The organism is uncultured Xanthomonas sp. (assembly GCF_964278005.1).
Taxonomy (GTDB): domain Bacteria; phylum Pseudomonadota; class Gammaproteobacteria; order Xanthomonadales; family Xanthomonadaceae; genus Xanthomonas_A; species Xanthomonas_A sontii.
In genome coordinates, this window is record NZ_CAXYKF010000023.1 from 203,241 (window position 1) to 220,361 (window position 17,121).

Genomic DNA, 17,121 nt, shown 5'->3' on the forward strand with positions numbered 1-17,121 from the left:
CCGGTCAGCCGCCGCGGCAGTGGACCGGCAGGACGCGATCGTCCAGGTCGGAACTGCAGTTCCAGGCGGACGTGCGCTCATCGTAGTCCAGCCACAGCGCTTTGCCATCCAGGCGCTTGTGGTCGGGCAGGTGCAGGGTGGCTTCCAGGCCGCAGTGGCCGTTGTCGAAGCGGCCGACCCGCACCTGCGCGATGGTGTCGCCGGCATAGCTCTGCGGTGCGCCGAAGCCGGTGTCGCCGTTGACCGCGCAGCGGTGCTCCTGTGCATTGAAGGCGGCGATCTGGTCCTTCAGCGGCGCCAGGTGGTCGAGCGCCTGCGCGACCTTCGCGCGTGCCAGGTAGTCCTGGTAGGCGGGCAGGGCGATCGCCGCGGCGATGCCCAGGGACGCCACCAGCAGCACGCCGACGATGGTGCCGACGATGGCCATGATCGCGCAGCCGGACAGGCCGCTGCGCGGCGCGGCGGTGGCAGCGGGGGGCACGGGCGCGGCCGTCTGGAGCGGTGGCGGCAAGGGCGGCGGGGTGGGGGCGTCGGGCAGGCCCAGTTCGGCGGCGACCGCGTGCAGCGGCCGCCACTCCGGCAGGCCTTCGCGCCAGACCAGGGTCTCGCGCTGCAGGCGGCCGTCGTGCAGGCGTTCCAGCAGGGCGGACGCCGGCAACGGGCCGTGCCGCTCGCGCGCGGCATCGACGTAGTACCAGATCGCCAATGGGGAAGTGTCTTCGTGCATCCGTGCGCGACCGTCAGCGACTCAGTGAACCGGCTCCGGCTCGTCGACGAACATCTGCGTTTCCATCCACGCGTACGCCGCCTCGGCACCAGGCTGGTTGAACAGCACCATCAGCACCACCCACTTCAGGTCGTCCAGATCCAGTTCGTCCTGATCCAGGGCCATGGCCCGGTCCAGCACCAGCTCGCGCTGGTCGCTGTCGAGGATGCCGTGCTGCTCCAGGAACAGCAGGAAGCCACGGCATTCCACGTCGAGCTTGTCCAGTTCCGGACCGTGGTAGATGCGGATCGGGCCATCGATGCGCGGCTGCGCCACGGCTGGGCGCTGGTCGGCCAGGGCGTCGAGCCAGTCGAACGCCTTGCTGATCTCGGTGGGGCTGAAACCGGCCTGGATCAGGCCATTCTGGAGGGAGTCGCGATCACGGACCGGATCCGCGTCTTCGCTGAAATAGTGTTCGAACAGGTACAGCAGGACATCCAGAATGCTCTCTTTCATTGCCCCTCGGCCTGCGTCGCGAGACGCTGTGGAGGTGAAGAAACTAGGGTTTGCGGGTGTAACGACCGCGTTCGACCGCCACGTAGCCATCCAGTTCCATGGCCAGCAGCATGGAGGACGCCGCTGCGGCCGTCAATCCGCTGCGTGCGATCACTGAATCCATACAGATGGGGTCGTGGCCCAGCGCCTGCCACAAGCGCTGGTAGTCGGGGTCGGAGAAGGCCGGCGTGGCGCCGTGCGCGGTGCTGGCTCCCTGTGTGGGGGCGTTCAGGCGCCCGCGCAAGGCGTCGGCCAGTGCGGCGGCCAGGGGCGCGACCCCGGCCAGCACCTCCTCGGCGCTTTCCACCAGCCCGGCGCCGTCGCGGATCAGCCGATGGCAGCCGCGCGCCAGCGGATTGTGGATCGAGCCGGGCAGGGCGAATACCTCGCGCCCCGCCTCGGCGGCCAGCCGCGCGGTGATCAGCGCGCCGGAGCGGGTGGCCGCCTCGATCACCAGGGTCGCCAGGCTCAGTCCGGCGATGATCCGGTTGCGCGCCGGGAAGTGCCCCGCCCGCGCCGGCGTGCCGGGCGGGTGCTCGCTGACCACCGCGCCGCGTTCGGCGATCTGGCGGCGCAGGGCGGCGTGCTGGCGCGGGTAGGCCAGGTCGGGGCCGGTGCCGACCACCGCCACGGTCAGCCCGTCCGCGCGCGACAGTGCGGCCCGGTGCGCGGCGGCATCCACGCCGCTGGCCATGCCGCTGGTCACCGCAAAGCCGGCCGTGGCCAGGGCCAGGGCGAAGCCGTAGGCGTTGTCGCGGCCGCCGGCGCTGGGGGCGCGGCTGCCGACCACGGCCACGGCCGGGTGCCACAGCACCGTGGGATCGCCGTCCACGTACAGCGCCAGTGGCGGATTGGGCGTGCGCCGCAACAGGGCCGGGTAGTCGGCATCGTGGCAGCCCAGCAGGTGCCGACCTGGTTGCGCCAGCCAGTGCTCGGCGGTGTCCAGCGCGGCGCGGTCGGGCCGCTGCAACGCGGCGATCTGCGCCGCATCCAGGCCGGCGGCCTGCCAGCCGGCGGGACCGGCGGCCAGCGCCGCGGCCGGGCTGCCGTGTTGCTCCAGCAGCAGCCGGCGTGGGGCGCTGGCGCCGCCGGCCAGCGACAGGCGCAGCAGGGCCGGGTCGGCGGGTGTGTGGGTAGGGGCGATGACCGGACTGGACATGCGCCCAGCCTAGGCCGCAGACGCGGACGGCGCCCTCGGGCGCCGTCTGCAATCGCTGTAGGGGGAGTCCCCAGCCGCGGGTCAGCGCGCGTCCGGGTGCTTGACGTCGTAGCCGATCCGGGTCGGCTTGATGCCGTCCATCACCAGCGCGTAGCTGACCTTGTCGAAGGTGCGGAACACCATCGCGTGCGCGGCGTACTCGTCCGGCAGCGCCACGGTACCGCTGCCGCCGGTGAAGCCGTCGTCGGCGCGGGAGGTGTTGGGGTGGCGCACGCGGTCGTTGACCCGGGTGCCGTGGCGCCACAGCGACACCACGGTGCCGTTGTCGATGCCTTCGCGGCGGCCGCCGGAAATGGCGATCACGTCGCGCGGGCCGGCCGCGCTGAACGCGTCGGCCACCGCCAGCACCCGCAGGCCGGCGGCCATCGCCTGCTCGGACGGCGGATGCGGCACGAACTGCAGGTCGTAGGGCTGCGCCTCGACCGGAATCAGGCGGTCGCCGGCGCGCACTTCGCGGGCGTTGTCCTGCAGCAGCAGGCCGGTGGCCTGGCGGCCGTCGGCGGACACGCGGGCGACGGTGCCGATGTTGACCTGGGCCAGTTCGTAGCCGAGGGTCTCGCGGCGCTTGTCCGGCGGCACGAAGGTCTGCCACAGGTTGCCGCTGCCGGGGATGCTGCGGCCTTCGGCGTCGAGGTCGTCGCTGAGCTTGGGCAGCAGGTAGCGCACGGTCGGGCGGACCACGGCGTAGCGCTGGCCGGCCTGCGCCTGGCCGAGGCCGACCGCGTAGACCAGTTGCCCGTCGGTGGCGCGCAGCCGGTTGTCTTCGGTGCCGACCACGTAGGGCAGGTTGTCGATGCGGTCGACCACGCGCAGGTTCTTCAGGAACGGCTCCACCTGCGCCAGCGGGATCGCGTCGATCGGCGCGTCCTGGCGCGGGCCCGGCTTGACCTCGGCATGCGCCACCCGGTCCAGGTAGGCCAGGCTGAGCACGTCGCCGGGGTAGATCAGGTGCGGGTTGTGCACCTGCGGATTGGCCTGCCAGATTTCCGGCCACAGCCAGGGCTTGCCGAGGAAGCGCCCGGCGATGTCCCACAGCGTATCGCCCTTGCGCACCACGTAGGTGTCGGGGTGTTCGGCGGCCATGCTGGCGGAAGCAGCGTAGGTCGCCACGGTGAGCATCGCCACGGCGACGACCGTACGGAGTCGATTGAACATGAGCGCGGAGCCTGATTCCCCAACAGGTTCGCGCACTATAGTGCAGAACCCTGGTGCGGGCGCAAGCGGCGGGCGCAGAAACGGGTAGAATCCGCAGGTCTTGCCGAATCGTCCGGCGCCCCCATCTTGGGTACCGCTATGGCCCTGCTCCCCATTCTCGAATTCCCCGATCCGCGCCTGCGTACCAAGGCGGTGCCGGTCGACGCCGCCGAGGTCACCTCCGCAGCCTTCCAACGCCTGCTCGACGACATGTTCGAGACCATGTACGACGCGCCCGGCATCGGCCTGGCCGCCAGCCAGGTCGACGTGCACAAGCGCTTCATGGTCATCGACGTCAGCGAGGAGAAGAACGCCCCGCAGGTGTTCATCAACCCGCAGATCGTGCAGCGCGACGGCGAACAGGTGTACCAGGAAGGCTGCCTGTCGGTTCCCGGCATCTACGCCGACGTGACCCGCGCCGACGCCATCACCGTGCGCTACCTGGACCGCCAGGGCCAGCCGCAGGAACTGAGCACCGACGGCCTGCTGGCGGTGTGCGTGCAGCACGAGATGGACCACCTCGACGGCAAGCTGTTCGTCGACTACCTGTCCCCGCTCAAGCGCGAAATGGTGCGCAAGAAGCTGGCCAAGGCGCGCAAGCACGTGGCCTGAGGCCGGGAACCGGGAATGGAGACACGGGAATCGTAAGCGCGGTGCCCGTGCCATTTCCGGGTCCGCGCGCTTTTCCCATTCCCCATTCCCCATTCCCGGTTCCCAGCCTCCATGAAACTCGTCTTCGCCGGTACGCCGGACTTCGCCGTGCCGTCGTTGCGCGCGGCTGCGCAGCGCCATGAAGTGGTCGCGGTCTACACCCAGCCGGACAGGCCCGCCGGGCGCGGCCGCGGGCTGACCCCGTCGCCGGTCAAGCTGGAGGCGGTGGCGCGCGGCATCCCGGTGTTGCAGCCGCAGACGCTGCGCGCGCCGGAAACCCTGCAGGCGCTGCGCGCGCTGCAGCCGGACCTGATCGTGGTGGTGGCCTACGGGCTGATCCTGCCCAAGGCGGTGCTGGCGATCCCGACCCATGGCTGCTGGAACGTGCATGCCTCGCTGTTGCCGCGCTGGCGCGGCGCCGCGCCGATCCAGCGCGCGATCGAGGCCGGCGACAGCGAGACCGGGGTGTGCCTGATGCAGATGGAAGCGGGTCTGGATACCGGCCCGGTGCTGTTGTCGCAGCGGACCCCGATCGGTGCCGACGAGACCGGCGGGCAGTTGCACGACCGCCTGGCCGCGCTCGGCGCGCAGGTGCTGGCCGACGGCCTGGGCCTGCTGCGCGCCGGCCTGCGTCCGGTGGCCCAGCCGCAGCCGGAGGCCGGCGTCACCTACGCGCACAAGCTGGACAAGGCGCAGGCGCGGCTGGACTGGCAGCAGCCGGCGGCGCAGCTGGCGCGGCAGGTGCGCGCCTTCGATCCGTGGCCGGTCGCCGAGGCGGTGCTGGCCGGCGAGCGGGTGCGGGTGCACGGCGCGATCGCGCTGGACCTGGCCCACGCGCAGCAGCCGGGCACGGTGCTGACCGCGTCCAGGCAGGGCATCGACATCGCCTGCGGCCAGGGCGCGCTGCGCCTGCGCGTGCTGCAGCGCGACGGCGGCAAGGCGATCACCGCCGCCGACTACCTCAACGCACGGCGCGACCTGCCGGTCCTGGCCTGAGGCGTCGACCATGCCTGCGTACGCCGCGTTGGGCCTGGCAGGCGCGGCTGTGGCCGCCTCCGCGCTGCGGCGCGGGCGGACGTCCACTGCGTCGCGCACCCCCATCATCCGCACGCGCAACCACGACACGGCATGCGCGCTAAAGCCTGACACCTCCCGGAGCGCCCGCCGATGACCGCGACGCCCGCCGCTGCGTGGCCGCCGGGCGTGGCCCCGCGGGTGCTTGCCACCCGTGTGCTGACCGCGGTGATCGACCGCGGCCGCTCGCTCAAGGCCGAACTGGCCGCCGCGTTGCCGACGCTGCCGGATCCGCGCGACCGCGCGCTGGTGGAGGCGATCTGCTTCGCCGTGCTGCGCCGCCGACCGGCCTACGAGGCCGCGCTGCGGATGTGGCTGCAGAAGCAGTTGCCGCAGCGCGACGCCGAACTGCGCGGCCTGCTGCTGGCCGGCTTCGCCCAGCTCGATGCGCTGGGCCTGGCGCCGCACGCGGCGCTGTCGGCGACGGTGGAGGCGGCGCGCGCGCTGGATCGGCCGCGCCAGGCCGGGCTGGTCAACGCGCTGCTGCGGCGCGCGCTGCGCGACGGGCTGCCGGCGGTGGCCGCCGACGCGGGCTGGCCGCTGTGGCTGCGCGACGCGCTGCGCGCCGACTGGCCGCAGCAGGCCGAGGCGATCTTCGCCGCCAGCCAGCAGCCGGCGCCGCTGTGGCTGCGGGTCAACCGCCAGCGCGGTACCCGCGACGCCTATCTGCAGGAGCTGGCCGCGGCCGGCATCGCCGCGCAGGCCTCGCCGCTGCTGGCCGATGCGATCCGCCTGGAGACGCCGCTGGCGGTGGGCGCCCTGCCGGGCTTCGCCGACGGGCGCGTGTCGGTGCAGGACGGCGCGGCGCAACAGGTCGCCGACGTGCTGGCGCCGGCGCCGGGCGCGCGCGTGCTCGACGCCTGCGCGGCGCCCGGCGGCAAATCCGCGCACCTGCTCGAACGCGATCCCAGTCTGCGCCTGACCGCGCTGGACGTGGATGCGCGGCGCCTGGCGCGGGTCGGCGAGACCTTTGCGCGCACCGGCGCCGGTGCGCAGGCGCAGCTGCAGGTCGCCGACGCGGCGCAGCCGCAGGACTGGTGGGACGGCGTGCCGTTCGACGCGGTGCTGCTCGACGCGCCGTGTTCGGCCACCGGCATCGTGCGCCGCCAGCCGGACGTGCTGCTGCATCGCCGCCGCGAGGACGTGATCGCGCTGCAGGCGCTGCAGGTGCGCCTGCTCGACGCCGCTTGGCAGGTGCTGCGGCCGGGCGGGGTGCTGGTCTACGCGACCTGCTCGCTGCTGCAGGACGAGAACGCGCGGCAGGTGCAGGCGTTGCTGGCGCGGCAACCGGGCGCGGCACTGGAGGATCCGGGCGCGGCCTGCGGGCATGCTTCCGGCGGCGGCCGCCAGCGCTTCCCAGGCGAGCAGGACTGCGACGGTTTCTACTACGCAAGGTTCCGCAAGACGGCATGAACCGGCCCCGGTATCATCGCGTCCCATGCTGAAGACCCGCGCCTCCCGAGAGTTCTGGTTGTTGGCCATCCTGGCCGTGCTGGTGCTCGGCGCCGGCCTGGGCTTGCGCGATCCGCATCCGGCCGACGAACCGCGTTTCGCGCTGGTCGCCAAGCAGATGGTGGAGAGCGGCAACTGGCTGTTCCCGCACCGCGGCACCGAGCTGTACTCGGACAAGCCGCCGATGCTGATGTGGCTGCAGGCCAGCTTCTACACGCTGTTCGGCAACTGGCGGGTGGCCTTCCTGCTGCCGTCGCTGCTGGCCGGGCTGGGCACGCTGGCCTGCGTCTACGACCTCGGCCGGCGCCTGTGGACGCGCCGTGTCGGCATGTATGCGGCCTACGCGCTGCTGTTCGCCTTCCACTTCACGTATCAGGCGAAGAAGGCGCAGATCGACCCGTTGGTGGTGTTCTTCATCACCCTGGCCAACTACGCGCTGCTGCGCCACCTGTTGCGCGGGCCGGACTGGCGGTTGTGGGCGCTGGGCTGGTTCGCCGCCGGGCTGGGCACGATCACCAAGGGCGTAGGCGTGCTGGCGCTGCTGATGCTGCTGCCGGCTGCGGCGGCGTCGCTGGCGCACTGGCGCGGGGTGCGGGTCGGCCTGCGCGATCCGCGCTTCTGGCTGGGGCCGCTGGCATTCCTGGCGGCGGTGTCGATCTGGCTGGTGCCGATGGTGGTCACCGCGCTGTCGAGCAACGCCCCCGAGTACCGCGCTTATCTCAACGACATCCTGTTCCGGCAGACGGCCGGGCGCTACGCCAAATCCTGGGACCACGCGCACGGGCCGCTGTACTTCTTCGGGGTGATGCCGAGCATGTGGCTGCCGGTGCTGCTGGCGCTGCCGTGGGCGATCCCCGCCTGGGCGCGGCGCCTGCGTCGGCGCGACGCGCGCTACCTGCTGCCGCTGGCCTGGTGGGCGCTGGTGGTGCTGTTCTTCTCGATCCCGACCGGCAAGCGCGATGTCTACGTGCTGCCGGCGCTGCCGATGCTGTGCCTGGCGATGGGGCCGCTCATTCCAGGGCTGTTGCGCAAGCCCGGGGTCAAGCGCCTGCTGCTGGCGTTCACCGCGTTGCTGACGCTGGCGCTCGGCGGTGTGGGCGCGGCGATCCTGCTGGGGCACGGCTTCCGCGCGAAGATGATGGAAGACCGCGGCATCGACCTGGCCACCGTGCAGGTGCTGGCCTGGATCCTGCTGGCGATCGGTCTGTGGGGCGTGGCCAGCCTGGCCGCGTTCGCGCGGCGCCGCCCGGAACTGGCGACGGTCTCGACCCTGACCATGGTCTGGGTGATGGCCGGCTTGCTGGTGTACCCGCTGATCAACATGTCCAGCTCGGCGCGCGGGGTGATGGAGTCGGTGGGGCGCCGCATCGGCCCGGAGGCCGAACTCGGCCTGGTCGCCTGGAAGGAGCAGAACCTGCTGATGGCCGACCGCCCGGCGACGACCTTCGGCTTCGTGGTGCCCTGGGACGAGCAACTGCGCCGCGGCATCGCCTGGCAGGCGCAGGCGCCGCAGCGGCGCTGGCTGCTGGTGCAGGAGGCGGCGATGCTGGGCTGTGTGGACCGCAACGCGAGCATCCTGGCCGGCGTGTCCAACCGGCGCGACTGGTGGCTGGTCCCGGCCAGTGCGATACACGGCCACTGCGTGGTCACCCAGGACGACCGCGACCGCCTGCGCGAGCAGGACAAGGACCGCTTCGAATGAGCCGCAGCCGCGCGTTGCGGCGGCGTGGCGCGGGTGCCGCTGGCGCCCGGCGCGCTGCGCGGGCAGGGAGACGCGCGTGCCGCCACGCCTGATCCGGGTCATCAGCCGCGACAACGGCGGCGGCCTCAGCCGCGACCTGCAGGTGGTCGCCGACCTGCTGCGCGAGACCGGCCGCTACCGCGTGGAGGTGCTGGGCTTCGGCACCGTGCGCATGGCCAACCGCCTGCGCGAACTGCGCCTGTTCCTGCGCAGCCTGCTGTTCGGGCGTGCCGACCTGCAGATCTTCCTGGAGCGGGTGTATCCGCGCTGCCTGGGCAGCGGCCTGCGCAATGCGTTGATCCCCAACCCGGAGTGGTTCCGGCACAAGTGGCTGCGCTGCCTGCCGCGCTTCGCCCAGGTGCTGTGCAAGACCCGCCAGGCCGAGCAGCGGTTTTCCACGATGGCGCCGACCGCCTTCATCGGCTTTTGCAGCGACGATTGCTACCGTCCTGAGGTCCCGCGCGAGCGCGCCTGCCTGCATGTGGCCGGGCGCAGTTCGGCCAAGGGCACGGCGCTGCTGCTACAGACCTGGGCGCGGCACCCCGAGTGGCCGCGGCTGACGGTGGTGCAGAGCGCGAAGAAGTCCCACCCGATCGAGGCCGAGAACATCGACTACCTGACCGGCTACCTCGACCAGCAGGAACTGCGGCGGCTGCAGAACGCGCACCGCTTCCACCTGTGCCCCTCCGAGGTGGAGGGCTTCGGCCACTACATCATGGAAGCGCTGAGCGTGGGCGCGGTGGTGATCACCACCAACGGGGCGCCGATGAACGAGCTGGTGAGCGCCGACCGCGGCGTGCTGATCGATCCGGTCGGCGAGGGGCCGGACAATTTCGGCGTGCGCTACCGGATCGAGGCTGCCGGCCTTGAGCAGGCGATGAGGCAGGCGCTGGCGCTGTCGCCGATGCAGTGCGACGCCCTGGGCACGGCCGCGCGCGGCTTCTTCGAGACGCGCCGGCGCGAGTTCGGCGAGCGCCTGCGCGCGGCGGTGGCCGATCTGCTCGGGGAAACGCCGCCGCCCGCCGTGCCGGCCAGCCATGGCGCCGATCGCGAGCAGGTCAGGCCGGGTTAGGGAAGCGCCCCGGATCATCGCCGACCACCTCCTCCCCACGGTCTTCACTCCTTGATGTCCCAGCCGATCGCGCCACGCCATGCCGTTTCCGCGTTCTCGCGCCAGTCCCTGGCCGAGCGCGGCGCGGCGCTCGCGCTGCTGTGCCTGCCGGCGCTGGTGATCAGCATCCCCAGCGGCCTGCTGCCGTTCGGCCTGCTGCTGCTGGCGACCAGTCTGCTGGCCCTGCCGCGGCTGCGCCAGGCGGTGGCGCCGATGCAGCCGTCGCTGCGCTGGCTGTGGATCCTGGCGCTGCTGGTGATCGGGCTGTCGCTGTGCTCGGTGCTGTACTTCGGCCAGCCGCTGAAGGACATCGACAACCGCACCCGCTTCCTGGTGCTGCCGTGGGCGGCGCTGTGGACCTACGCCCTGCGGCCGCCGCAGCGCCTGCTGTGGTGGGGCGCGCTGCTCGGCATCCTCGCCGCCCTGGTGCTGGCCAGCGTGCAGGTACTGCAGGGCCAGCCGCGTGCCGAGGGCTGGACCAACGCCATCGTGCTGGCCGACGTGGTGCTGATGCTGATGGTGCTGGCGGTGTTCTGCCGGCCGCGCGGGCAATGGCCGTGGGCCGTCGCCGCGGTGGTGGCCGGCGGCATCGTCATCCTGCTCAGCGGCAGCCGCGGCGTGTGGCTGGGCGTGCTGTTGCTGCTGGTGGTCAGCGCGCTGTGCCTGCGCTGGCGCGACAGCGCGACGCGGCTGATGATCCTGGGCGCGTGCACCGCGCTGGCGGCGGTGCTGGTACTGAGCGTGCCGGCGCTGACCAAGCAGACCCGCCTGGCCGAACTGCATCACGATGTGCAGCGCTACGAGCGCGGCGACAGCGATTCCTCGGCCGGCGCGCGCATCGAGCGCCTGCAGGTGGCGGCGGCGACCTTCGTCGAACACCCGGTGGTCGGGGTCGGCGTGGGCCGCTTCGACAATGCCATGCTGCGCCTGCCGGACTGCCGCAAGGGCTTCGTCGAGCGCTGCCACCTGGGTCATGCGCACAACGACCTGGCCGAGTGGAGCGCGACCCAGGGCCTGCCCGGCACCGTGCTGATCCTGATGGTGTATGGCGTGCCGCTGTGGCTGCTGCTGCGCCTGTACCGGCGCCGGCCACAGCCGCATTTCCACGGCGCGGCGGCAGCCGGGATCATGGTGGTGGCGGCCTACATCCTGTGCGGCATGACCCAGTCGATGTTCGCGCACCAGGTGAGCACCGGCTTCTACGTGGCGCTGGTCGGCGTGCTGATCGGGCTGGCCGCGCGCGAGGCGGTGCCGGCACAGGGCGCTGAAGGCGCCGCGCGAAGCCGGTAGACTGCCGATCCCGCATCGCCGGGCGGCGCGGCGCCTGGCGCCGACCGCCGGCACCGCGCCTGACTTCCGGATACCGCGCGCCATGGCCGACGCTGCCGCCGCCACCCTGCCGCTGAGCCTGGTGGTGATGACCTACAACGAGGCCGCCAACATCGCGCGCTGCCTGGACAGCGTGCCGTTCGCCGCCGACAAGCTGGTGGTGGACTGCGGCAGTACCGACGACACCGTGGCGATCGCCCGCGCGCACGGCGCGCGCGTGGTCGAGCAGGCCTGGCTGGGCTTCGGCCCACAGCGCAACTTCGCCTCCACCCAGGCCGCGCACGACTGGATCCTGGTGCTGGACGCGGACGAGTTCCTGTCCGACGCGTTGCGCGCCGAGTGCCTGGCGCGGTTGCCGCAACTGCTCGCCGAGGACCGCGTGGACGCGGTGTGGCTGCGCCGCAGCACCTGGTACATGGGCGCGCCGATGCGCTGGTACAAACCGATGGTCGGCGAGCGCCTGGCGCGGCTGTACCACCGCGGCCGCGCGCGCTGGAGCGATGCGCGGGTGCACGAATCGCTGCGCTTCGACGGCGCCAGCGCCGCGTTCGCGCCGCCGTTCAACCATCTGCACAACCCGACGCTGGTACACAAGCAGCTCAAGGTGCTGCGCTACGCCGAACTCAAGGCGCTCGGCTGGCGCGACAAGCGCAAGCCGGTGAGAATGTGGCAGAGCCCGTTCGTGTTCGCCGGCGCCTTCCTCAAGGACTACCTGCTGCGGCTGGCCTTCCTCGACGGCTGGCGCGGCTTCGTGGTGGCGCAGACCGCGGCCAGCTACGCGCTGTACAAGCGCATGCGCTACTACGAGATGCAGATCAACCCGGCTTCGGTGGAGCAGGCGCGGGCGCAACTGCAACGGCACGATCTGGAGCACTGATGAGCAAGCACTATCTGCTGTACGGGTCCGAGCGTTATGCGCTGGCGATCCTGCGTCCGCTGCAGGCGGCGATCCGCGCGCGCGGCGACCAGGCGGCATGGTTCTTCGACGGCCCCGGCGCCGAGGATCTGAGCGCCGACGAGCGCCATCTGGCGACGGTGGAAGAGGTGCTGGCGTGGAATCCGTACGCGGTGATCACCTCCAGCAACGCGGTGCCGCATTTCTTCCCGGGGGTGAAGGTCGAGACCTTCCACGGCTTCGACGCCGGCAAGCCGCGGCACATCTACGTGCGCGGCTTCTTCGATCTGTATTGCACCACCGGCCCGCGCGATACCGCGGCGTTCGGCGCGCTGGCGCGCAAGCTCGGCCACTTCGCGGTCAAGGAGACCGGCTTCCCCAAGATCGACCCGTTCATGCGCGAGATCGGCGCGGAACTGGCGCCGGTGCGGCAGCCGCCGGTGATCCTGTACCACTCCACGTTCTCGCCGTCGTGGAGCGCGGCCGGCATCCTCTACGACGAGGTCGCGCGGCTCTCGCGCAGCGGCGAATGGCGCTGGATCGTCACCTTCCATCCGAAGATGGACCCGGCGATGGTCGCGCGCTACCGCGCGCTGGAAAGCGAGTACCTGCGTTTCGCCGACAACGACAACATCCTGGAGCTGTTCCCGCAGGTGGACATGATGTGCTCGGACACCTCGTCCGCGCTCAACGAGTTCCTGCTCACCTACAAGCCGGTGGTGACCTTCAAGAACCGGCGTCCGGGGCCGCAGTTGATCGACATCGACGATCCGGCGCAGTTCGAGCCGGCGATCCGCCGCGCGCTGCAGCGGCCGCCGGAGCTGATGGCGGCGATCCGCGAATTCGCCGATAGCCTGCATCCCTACCGCGACGGCCAGTCCAGCGAGCGCGTGCTGCAAGCGATCGACGAGTTCGTCGCCGAGGGCGCGCGCAACCCGCGGCGCAAGCCGCTGAACCTGTGGCGCAAGCTGAAGATCCGCCGCCGCATCGGCTACTGGGGACGCGGCGCGCGTCGCTGACGCGCAGCGCCGCCGCGCGCGCTCACCAGCGCAGCCGTCGCTGCGCCAGCGCTGCGCCCAGTTGCTCGTACAGCGCCCGTGCCTGCGCGTCCGGCAGTAGCCGCATGCGCAGCGGCGGTTCGCCGTGGCGGGCGCCGGCAGTGTCCAGCCACAGGGTCGCGGTGCCGCAGCAGCGGTCCAGCGGCGAACGGCTCAGGTGCAGCGTCTGCAGCTTGTCCAGTTCGGCCAGCCGCCACCAGCGCCGCCACCAGCCGCCGCGCACCGCCACGTAGCGCGCGTCCAGCGCGTAGCCCATGCGCTGCGCCTGGCGCCAGGACTTGAACGCCGACCACGGCAGCCACAGCAGGCCCAATGAGGCCCAGGCACCGAGCGTGGGCCACAGCCCGGCGCACAGCAGCGGCACCAGCAGCAGCGCCGGCAGCGACAGGCGCCACCAGTGGCGCGTGGCGATCCCGTGCCAATGCGCTGGCGGCCAGACGACCTGCGGCAGCAGCCGCTGCAGCAGCGCATCGCAGGCGGCCGGCGTGGCCAGCGGCGCCAGTTCCGTCAGTGCGTGGTCGTGGCCGTGGCCGTGGTGCGACTGGATCACCGCCGTGTCGATGTGCAGGCTGCGCCGCCGCAGCAGCCGCTGCAGCACGCTCTCGTGCAGGGTCCAGGCCTGGATCCGGCGCCGCGCCACGCTGCTGCGCAACCGCGTCAGCAGGCCGCGCTCCACGGTCAGCCGGCGCTCGCTCTCGCTCAGCCGGAAGCCGTGGTACTGCACCAGCGCCAGCCCCATCGACAAGCCGCGCATCAGCAGCAACAGCGTCGCCAGCATCATGGCGAAGGTCACCGCGCCCGCCATCCAGCCCAGTTGCAGGTGCGTGGCGTAGCCGAACAGTTGCCGCCCGTAGTGCTCGATCGCGTTGGAGATCATGCGCTCGGGGAACAGGTGGTAGGTGGCGCCGAACGCGGTGAGCAGCACCACCATGCCGCGGTTGGAGATCAGCCCTTGGCGCAGCACTTCGGCGGTGGGCAGCGCCAGCAGCAGTTCGCTGTCCGGCGCGGCAGCGGGTGCAGCGTCGGCATCGGTCGCGGCGATCGTGTCGGCGGCGGGTGCGCGGTGGCGGATCTGCTGTTCCAGCGCCAGCGCCTGGTCCAGCCGCAGCACCCGCATCTGCGCCTCGGGCTTGGTGCCGCCGGCCGACTCCAGGCGTACCTCGGCCACGCCGAATAGCCGGTGCAGCAGCGACTGGTGCACCACCACGTTGTGGATGCGCGCGAACGGGATCTCGCGCAGGCTGCGTTCCAGCCAGCCGCTGCGGATGCTCAGGCTGTCGTGGCCGATGCGGTACTGGTAGGTGAGATAGCGCAGCAGCGACACCGCCACCAGCCCGCTGCACACCGCCAGCATCACCAGATGATCGGCGTGATCGCGGTGGCCGTCGCGGCTGCCGAACACCAGCAGCGCCAGCAACGGCAGCAGGAAATGCCTGAGGTGCTGCAGCAGCACGAACAGCCACGACCACGGATGCAGGCGCCGCACCGGCGTGGTGTGTTCGGCGTCGGCCAGGCCGCTCACAGCGCGTCGTCGTCGTGGTCGAGCTGGTGCGCCAGGCGCTCGCGCAGGCGTTCGGCGTCGGCCTGATCCAGACCGGGAACGGCGACCGCGGTATGGCGGGTGCCTGCGGTGTGCACGACCAGGGTGGCCAGGCGCAGGGCGCGTTCCAGCGGGCCGCGGCGCAGGTCCAGGTGCTGCACGCGCGAGATCGGGACGTGCGTCTCGCTCTGCCACAGGCGCCCGCGGAACACGTCCAGGCCCTGGGCATTCAGCCGCCAGCGGATGCGCCGGTGGCGGACGAAGCCGACCCAGGCGCCGCACAGGCTGCCCACCGCCGCCGCCGCCGCGCCCAGGGCCAGCGCATGCAGGCTGTGCAGGCTGAGGCCGACGATGCCGGCGGCGACCACCAGGATCAGCCCGAGCATGCAGCCGCCGCCGAGCGCAGCGAGCCAGGCGCCGCGCAACGGCACCGGTTGCCAGTCGGCCGGCGGCCAGTCCGCGGGCGCGGCGAAAGCGCTGGGCGCGGCGGGGGTGTCGTCCATGGGCGGCGGTGCGATCACGTCGGGGTCTCGGGGCGCGGGCGCGCGGCGTGGCCTGCGATCCTAACGCGGCGACGGCGGGCGTGCGCTGCCCGCCGCACGGTTTCCGTCCCGATCCGCGCAGGCGGTGTGGGGCCGACCTGCGCCGGTGGTTCAGCGCGCCGCGCGCAGCAGCGCGTCCACGTCCAGCGCGTGGCCGGCGCGGGCGGCCTTGGTGCGCAGGTAGCCTTCGTTCTCGGCGGTGATGGTGCCGGTGACCGGAATGCGCTCGGTCACCTCGATGCCGGCCGCGCGCAGGCGTTCGGCCTTGTTCGGGTTGTTGGTGAGCAGGCGCACGCGGCCGATGCCCAGCCCGCGCAGCATCGCCACGGCGCTGCCGTAGCGGCGCTCGTCGGCGCCGAAGCCCAGTTGCGCGTCGGCGTCGATGGTGTCCAGGCCGTCGTGCTGGTAGCCGTAGGCGCGCATCTTGGTGGCGATGCCGGTGCCGCGGCCTTCCTGGTCCAGGTACAGCAGCACGCCGCCGCCCAGCGCCTTGAGCTTGGCCAGGCCGTGCCGCAGTTGGTCTCCGCAGTCGCACTTGAGCGAGCCGAACAGGTCGCCGGTGAGGCAGGAGGAATGCACGCGCACCGGGACCGGCGCGCTCAGGTCGGGCTGGCCGATCACGATCGCGACCTGGTCGCGCTGCGCCACGCCGCCGCGGAACACGACGAATTCGCCAGGGCCCAGGTCGCGCAGCGGCACCTGGGTGCGGGTGACCAGGGTGTAGCTGTCGGAGGCGGCGAGGGCACAGCCGTGTTCCAGGTCGTCCAGGCGCAGCGACTGGCAGCCCTGGAAGGCGCTGCTGTCGGCGCCCAGGTCCGCCGCGACCATCGCCGGCAGCAGCAGGCCCAGGCGCGCGATCTCGGCGGCGCCGGCATCCAGCGCGTCGCCGGGCAGCCAGTGCGCGGGCACCGGGCCGTCGCGCAGGTAGGCCAGCGCCGCCAGCGCGTCGTAGGAGTGCCCGGCCAAGGCGATGCGCGCACCCTGTGGCGCATCCAGGCCCAGCACCTGCGCACGCGGCGGAGTCACGAACAGGTAGTGCCGCTGCCCGGTGGCCTCGGCGAAACCCAGGTAGGACGGTTCGGTGCTGCTGTCCAGCGCCATCACCGCGCGGGTGCGGCCGTTGCCGTCTTCGAGCAGGACCGGGCGCCCGGCGCGCAGCTCCGATGCCGCGCGTTCGCTGCGGATCGCGGCAGGATCGCCGAAGGCGTGCGCGGAAGGGGCGGTGGGGCTGGTCATGCACGACTCCAGATGGGGGATTGGCGGCGCCGCTTCAAGGCTGCCGCATCCGGTCGCGGCAGCACCGGCGCGGCGCCGGCAGGCGCATGGCGCCCGGCGCCATTGTCGCGCGCTTTGCCTGTCCCGCCAGCCTGCAGGCGATGGAACGCACTGTGCCCGCTCGCGCGCGCCGCCGATGCAACCAAATCGGCGGCTGCGGCAACGCGCCGGCGTGAGGGGAGGTGTGCACGTGCCGCCGGTTGCTTGCTACTGTGCGGCACCGCGTCCGTTCCGGCCCCCGCATGCAGCTCGTCGATTGCACCGAACCGCGCCACGCCATGGCGATCCTGGAGATCTTCAACGACGCCATCGTCCATTCCACCGCGCTGTACGACTACCGGCCGCGCCCGCCGGAGAGCATGGCGGCCTGGTTCGCGACCAAGCGCGCCGGCAACTTCCCGGTGCTGGGCCTGGAGGACGCCGACGGCACCCTGCTCGGCTTCGCCAGCTACGGCACCTTCCGCGCCTGGCCAGCGTTCAAGTACAGCGTCGAGCACTCGGTCTACGTGCACCGCGACCATCGCGGCCGTGGCGCGGGCCGACGCCTGCTGCAGGCGCTGATCGACACCGCGCAGGCGCGCGGCGTGCACGTGCTGGTCGGCGGCATCGACGCCAGCAATGCCGGCAGCATCGCGCTGCACGAGCAACTGGGCTTCGTGCATGCCGGTACCGTGCGCGAGGCCGGCTTCAAGTTCGGGCGCTGGCTGGACCTGGCGTTCTACCAGCGCATCCTGGCCGGCCCGGCGCAGCCGCACGACGATTAGCGCGGGCTTTGTCAG

General features: G+C 72.2%; 16 protein-coding genes. 9 read left to right on the plus strand and 7 right to left on the minus strand.

All coding sequences use genetic code 11. The annotated features are described in order from the left end of the window. Window positions 1-4: 4 nt before the first annotated feature. The 4 genes from ACHWVH_RS15250 to ACHWVH_RS15265 form a co-directional block, all read right to left on the minus strand. Window positions 5-727: a pilin gene (locus ACHWVH_RS15250; protein WP_394687489.1), complete on the minus strand. Its 723-nt coding sequence runs from the start codon at window positions 725-727 to the stop codon at window positions 5-7. A 21-nt stretch (window positions 728-748) separates the two neighbouring features. Beyond that, window positions 749-1,222 carry a DUF494 family protein gene (locus ACHWVH_RS15255; protein WP_010340686.1) on the minus strand — a complete coding sequence of 158 codons (474 nt, stop codon included), beginning with the start codon at window positions 1,220-1,222 and terminating at the stop codon, window positions 749-751. A gap of 43 nt (window positions 1,223-1,265) precedes the next feature. Beyond that, the gene (gene dprA / locus ACHWVH_RS15260; protein WP_394687490.1) at window positions 1,266-2,420 is read right to left on the minus strand and encodes a DNA-processing protein DprA; all 1,155 of its coding nucleotides are present in this window, start codon (window positions 2,418-2,420) and stop codon (window positions 1,266-1,268) included. Between the two features lie 81 nt (window positions 2,421-2,501). Further along, the gene (locus ACHWVH_RS15265) at window positions 2,502-3,635 is read right to left on the minus strand and encodes a LysM peptidoglycan-binding domain-containing protein (RefSeq protein WP_017912905.1); all 1,134 of its coding nucleotides are present in this window, start codon (window positions 3,633-3,635) and stop codon (window positions 2,502-2,504) included. Window positions 3,636-3,773: 138 nt separating this feature from the next. On the opposite strand from ACHWVH_RS15265, the gene def reads away from it, so the two are divergent. The 8 genes from def (at window position 3,774) to ACHWVH_RS15305 (ending at window position 12,946) form a co-directional block, all read left to right on the plus strand. After that, window positions 3,774-4,286: a peptide deformylase gene (def, locus tag ACHWVH_RS15270; RefSeq protein ID WP_010340689.1), complete on the plus strand. Its 513-nt coding sequence runs from the start codon at window positions 3,774-3,776 to the stop codon at window positions 4,284-4,286. Between the two features lie 111 nt (window positions 4,287-4,397). Continuing rightward, the gene (gene fmt / locus ACHWVH_RS15275; protein WP_017912906.1) at window positions 4,398-5,321 is read left to right on the plus strand and encodes a methionyl-tRNA formyltransferase; all 924 of its coding nucleotides are present in this window, start codon (window positions 4,398-4,400) and stop codon (window positions 5,319-5,321) included. A 171-nt stretch (window positions 5,322-5,492) separates the two neighbouring features. Further along, the gene (gene rsmB, locus ACHWVH_RS15280) at window positions 5,493-6,812 is read left to right on the plus strand and encodes a 16S rRNA (cytosine(967)-C(5))-methyltransferase RsmB (protein ID WP_394687491.1); all 1,320 of its coding nucleotides are present in this window, start codon (window positions 5,493-5,495) and stop codon (window positions 6,810-6,812) included. A 25-nt stretch (window positions 6,813-6,837) separates the two neighbouring features. Next, entirely contained in the window at window positions 6,838-8,553 is a 1,716-nt protein-coding gene (locus tag ACHWVH_RS15285) for a glycosyltransferase family 39 protein (RefSeq protein ID WP_295924061.1), read from the plus strand. A gap of 76 nt (window positions 8,554-8,629) precedes the next feature. Further along, on the plus strand, window positions 8,630-9,664 hold the full coding sequence (locus tag ACHWVH_RS15290; RefSeq protein ID WP_043094556.1) for a glycosyltransferase: 1,035 nt from the start codon (window positions 8,630-8,632) through the stop codon (window positions 9,662-9,664). Window positions 9,665-9,718: 54 nt separating this feature from the next. Beyond that, entirely contained in the window at window positions 9,719-10,993 is a 1,275-nt protein-coding gene (locus ACHWVH_RS15295) for an O-antigen ligase (protein ID WP_295924064.1), read from the plus strand. 82 nt (window positions 10,994-11,075) lie between these two features. Then, the gene (locus ACHWVH_RS15300) at window positions 11,076-11,909 is read left to right on the plus strand and encodes a glycosyltransferase family 2 protein (protein ID WP_267082776.1); all 834 of its coding nucleotides are present in this window, start codon (window positions 11,076-11,078) and stop codon (window positions 11,907-11,909) included. Then, the gene (locus ACHWVH_RS15305) at window positions 11,909-12,946 is read left to right on the plus strand and encodes a CDP-glycerol glycerophosphotransferase family protein (RefSeq protein ID WP_394687492.1); all 1,038 of its coding nucleotides are present in this window, start codon (window positions 11,909-11,911) and stop codon (window positions 12,944-12,946) included. Before ACHWVH_RS15300 ends, ACHWVH_RS15305 begins: the two co-directional genes overlap by 1 nt. Window positions 12,947-12,968: 22 nt before the next feature. Here the strand turns inward: ACHWVH_RS15305 and ACHWVH_RS15310 are convergent, their stop codons facing one another. From ACHWVH_RS15310 to ribA, 3 genes are all read right to left on the minus strand, one after another. Beyond that, window positions 12,969-14,507, minus strand: a complete 1,539-nt coding sequence (locus ACHWVH_RS15310) for a PH domain-containing protein (RefSeq protein WP_295924072.1) — start codon at window positions 14,505-14,507, stop codon at window positions 12,969-12,971. Further along, window positions 14,504-15,028, minus strand: coding sequence for a PH domain-containing protein (locus ACHWVH_RS15315; RefSeq protein WP_295924074.1), 525 nt, complete (start codon window positions 15,026-15,028; stop codon window positions 14,504-14,506). Before ACHWVH_RS15315 ends, ACHWVH_RS15310 begins: the two co-directional genes overlap by 4 nt. 150 nt (window positions 15,029-15,178) lie before the next feature. Then, window positions 15,179-16,303, minus strand: coding sequence for a GTP cyclohydrolase II RibA (gene ribA, locus ACHWVH_RS15320; protein WP_267082780.1), 1,125 nt, complete (start codon window positions 16,301-16,303; stop codon window positions 15,179-15,181). A 281-nt stretch (window positions 16,304-16,584) separates the two neighbouring features. On the opposite strand from ribA, the gene ACHWVH_RS15325 reads away from it, so the two are divergent. Further along, complete coding sequence (locus tag ACHWVH_RS15325; protein ID WP_017911888.1) at window positions 16,585-17,106, plus strand: GNAT family N-acetyltransferase; 522 nt, start codon at window positions 16,585-16,587, stop codon at window positions 17,104-17,106. The last annotated feature ends 15 nt before the right edge of the window (window positions 17,107-17,121 follow it).

Excerpts from the sequence above, each read along its gene's own strand:
- ACHWVH_RS15250 (WP_394687489.1), bottom strand. The coding sequence starts at position 727 with ATGCACGAAGACACTTCCCCATTGGCGATCTGGTACTACGTCGATGCC.
- ACHWVH_RS15255 (WP_010340686.1), bottom strand. The coding sequence starts at position 1,222 with ATGAAAGAGAGCATTCTGGATGTCCTGCTGTACCTGTTCGAACACTAT.
- dprA (WP_394687490.1), bottom strand. The coding sequence starts at position 2,420 with ATGTCCAGTCCGGTCATCGCCCCTACCCACACACCCGCCGACCCGGCC.
- ACHWVH_RS15265 (WP_017912905.1), bottom strand. The coding sequence starts at position 3,635 with ATGTTCAATCGACTCCGTACGGTCGTCGCCGTGGCGATGCTCACCGTG.
- def (WP_010340689.1), top strand. The coding sequence starts at position 3,774 with ATGGCCCTGCTCCCCATTCTCGAATTCCCCGATCCGCGCCTGCGTACC.
- fmt (WP_017912906.1), top strand. The coding sequence starts at position 4,398 with ATGAAACTCGTCTTCGCCGGTACGCCGGACTTCGCCGTGCCGTCGTTG.
- rsmB (WP_394687491.1), top strand. The coding sequence starts at position 5,493 with ATGACCGCGACGCCCGCCGCTGCGTGGCCGCCGGGCGTGGCCCCGCGG.
- ACHWVH_RS15285 (WP_295924061.1), top strand. The coding sequence starts at position 6,838 with ATGCTGAAGACCCGCGCCTCCCGAGAGTTCTGGTTGTTGGCCATCCTG.
- ACHWVH_RS15295 (WP_295924064.1), top strand. The coding sequence starts at position 9,719 with ATGTCCCAGCCGATCGCGCCACGCCATGCCGTTTCCGCGTTCTCGCGC.
- ACHWVH_RS15300 (WP_267082776.1), top strand. The coding sequence starts at position 11,076 with ATGGCCGACGCTGCCGCCGCCACCCTGCCGCTGAGCCTGGTGGTGATG.
- ACHWVH_RS15305 (WP_394687492.1), top strand. The coding sequence starts at position 11,909 with ATGAGCAAGCACTATCTGCTGTACGGGTCCGAGCGTTATGCGCTGGCG.
- ACHWVH_RS15315 (WP_295924074.1), bottom strand. The coding sequence starts at position 15,028 with ATGGACGACACCCCCGCCGCGCCCAGCGCTTTCGCCGCGCCCGCGGAC.
- ribA (WP_267082780.1), bottom strand. The coding sequence starts at position 16,303 with ATGACCAGCCCCACCGCCCCTTCCGCGCACGCCTTCGGCGATCCTGCC.
- ACHWVH_RS15325 (WP_017911888.1), top strand. The coding sequence starts at position 16,585 with ATGCAGCTCGTCGATTGCACCGAACCGCGCCACGCCATGGCGATCCTG.